We start from the raw sequence: 2,697 nt of genomic DNA on the forward strand, positions 1-2,697 counted from the left end.
TGTTAAGACTTGAATTTGTATGATTTTTCAAGGGTGTTCAAACAAGAAAAATTCCCATTACCCAGAAAAATGCAGGGTATTTTCACTTCTTTACACTTCAATTTAGCTTAAAGTTAGTTTTTACCGAGGGGGTGACATAAAAAAGCCAAGAGTCACTCACTATCAAGTGGTATTAATCGTATTGCGCAAATAGGCAAATTTATTGCCTCATCAATATTCAATCGCCGATGAAAAACGCTTCCTAACTTTATATAGATCTCTGTGTGAATTTTTTTTGGGGGGGTAGACGGTATTTCAACAGCTCAGATTTCACGCAGTAGTAAACAGAAATTTCACGGGTTTGCATTACATAGGACATGACTGACAATGGTTTGTACTAATCAATGGAATGAATAAATGTGAATGGCTGCCCGAGTGCGGCAACCATTCACCCTATTTATTTACCTGATCGAGTGGTTAAACGAATCAGTAAACCGCCAGTGGCCGCAACCGTTGCCAGCACTACCATGCCTGTCCAACCGAAAGTTTCAAGTGCCTTGCTACCAAGAGATGCCCCCAGCGCCATGCCGATAAACACTACCGTAAACATGATGGCGTTCAGGCGACTTCGCGCTGCCGGGTTCAGCGCATAAATGATGGTTTGATGCGCCACCAGAGAAGCCTGAATACCGAGGTCAAAACCAATCGCGCTGATGGCAATAACCGCCAGCTGTGCATAAACAGGCAGCAGCGGCATCACAAACATGAAAGCGAACGAGATAACGACTAACGCTGAGGCGACTTTTGTAACGAAATTCGGGCCGCGACGGTCAGCAATAGACCCAGCCAACGGGGCGGCAAGCGCTCCAGCCGCTCCCGCCAGGCCAAAAGCCCCGGCCACAGCACTGCCAAGATGGAAGCGGTCAGCGAGCATAATCGCCAGCGTTGACCAGAAAGCGCTGAAGGCAATCGACAGTAACCCTTGCGCCAGAGAGGCACGACGCAGAGCCGAGTATTCCATCCACAATTTTCCCAGCGAGCGTAACAGTGCCGGGTAGCGCAGCGTTGTTTCTGGCTTAAAAGCGGGCAGCACGTACCAGAGGGTAAGCGTCACAATCCATACTCCTGCCGCAGCAATCGCGTACACGCTGCGCCAACCCAACCATTGCGCCACAACGCCGCTAAACACGCGAGAAAGCAGAATGCCCGCCAGTAGCCCGGTCATCACCATGCCGACTGTTTTCCCCCGGCGGTTTTCGCAAGCCAGCGTTGCGGCGGCGGGAATAATATCCTGCGCTACGGTCGCCACTAACCCAATTGCCAGGCTGCTGAGTAACAACACATGCCAGGAAGAGGCAAATCCACACAATAGCAACGTGAGCGAAAGCAGGGTGCCTTTCACCAGAATGATGCGGCGGCGATCAAAGCGGTCGCCCAGTGGAGCAAGGAAAAGAATGCCAAGCGCATAACCGATTTGCGTCAGTGTCGGCACCAGGCCAACATCCCCAACACGTGCATGAAAGGTGCTGCTGATAATGCCGAGCATTGGCTGGCTGTAATATATTGATGCCACGCTCAGACCCGCTCCGAGAGCAAGTAGAAAAACAATTTTACCTGATAGCATGCTGCTGGTGGCGAATGTTGCTGAGGAAAGCTGGCTCATGACGCGCTCCTGTAAGTGCTTATGAACGGGAAAGTGCGGCCATTTTTATCGTTATTGGCTTCAAGCTGTAGCCCCTGGCGGGGTAAAACTGTTATACACTTTGCGTATGAACAAAAACTTTAATCCTGCTGGCGACCGTATAGCCATATTGCAAACCTTCGTGCGTATCGTTGAGAGCGGCAGTCTTTCAGCGGCTGCCGTGCAACTGGAAACCACCCAGCCGACTATTAGCCGCCGCTTGCAAAACCTCGAGCAAATGCTAGGCGTGAAGCTGATTCAGCGAACCACACATAGCATGAAACTCACCGACGACGGCGAACGTTGTTATCAGCATGCGCGCAGGCTGATTGAAAACTGGCAGATTCTGGAAGATGAAGTCAGCGGTGTGCGTGACGATCCGGTTGGTGTGTTGCGTGTTCGCGCGCCACATGCGTTCGGCCAAGATCAGCTTATCAAGCCGCTTGCTGGTTACTTGCAACGCCACCCGCATATCAATATTGAGTGGGTGCTTAACGATCGTTCGCCTGATTTTATTCCTGAAGGCATTGATTGCGCGATTCACGTCGGTGCGATTACTGACCCTTCAGTGGTGGCGATACTTCTGGCCGAAGTGCCGCGCATTGTGGTTGCTGCGCCGTCGTTGCTCGCAAGCCAGGTTCCGGTGAAGGAAGCCGAGGATTTAGCAAAACTCCCGTGGGTTGCTTTGAGCAGTTTCTATCGCAATGAAGTGACGTTAAATCATATTCATAGTGGCGAACTGGCACGCTTCGACATCGCGCCAAGACTGAGTTCCGACAGCCTGTACGCGGTGCGCAATGCCGCCATCAGCGGAGTGGGAGTAGGGATGGTTTCTTCCTGGGTGGTACAAGAGGACCTGGAACAAGGAACGTTGCAGCACGTATTGCCCGACTGGCAGGCCGCACCGTTACCCGTTTATCTGCTTTATCCATACGCGAGCTATTACCCGGCACGTCTGCGCAAATTTATCGAGCTGATGAAAGAAGTGATGCCTCACGTGAGTGGCGCGCGTTCTGCTCAACGCCATGCTTAAGCCC

At 51.7% G+C, this 2,697-nt stretch carries 2 protein-coding genes; one reads left to right on the plus strand and one right to left on the minus strand.

The window, feature by feature from the left end:
* Positions 1-436 precede the first annotated feature (436 nt).
* On the minus strand, positions 437-1,642 hold the full coding sequence (locus VJY99_RS18535) for an MFS transporter (protein WP_324121106.1): 1,206 nt from the start codon (positions 1,640-1,642) through the stop codon (positions 437-439).
* 106 nt (positions 1,643-1,748) lie between these two features.
* Here VJY99_RS18535 and VJY99_RS18540 point away from each other — a divergent pair, with 106 nt between their 5' ends.
* Positions 1,749-2,693, plus strand: a complete 945-nt coding sequence (locus tag VJY99_RS18540; protein ID WP_324121108.1) for a LysR family transcriptional regulator — start codon at positions 1,749-1,751, stop codon at positions 2,691-2,693.
* Positions 2,694-2,697: the final 4 nt, after the last annotated feature.

Origin of the sequence: Buttiauxella sp. (genome assembly GCF_035271705.1) — a bacterium.
In the GTDB taxonomy this organism is placed as follows: Bacteria; Pseudomonadota; Gammaproteobacteria; order Enterobacterales; family Enterobacteriaceae; genus Buttiauxella.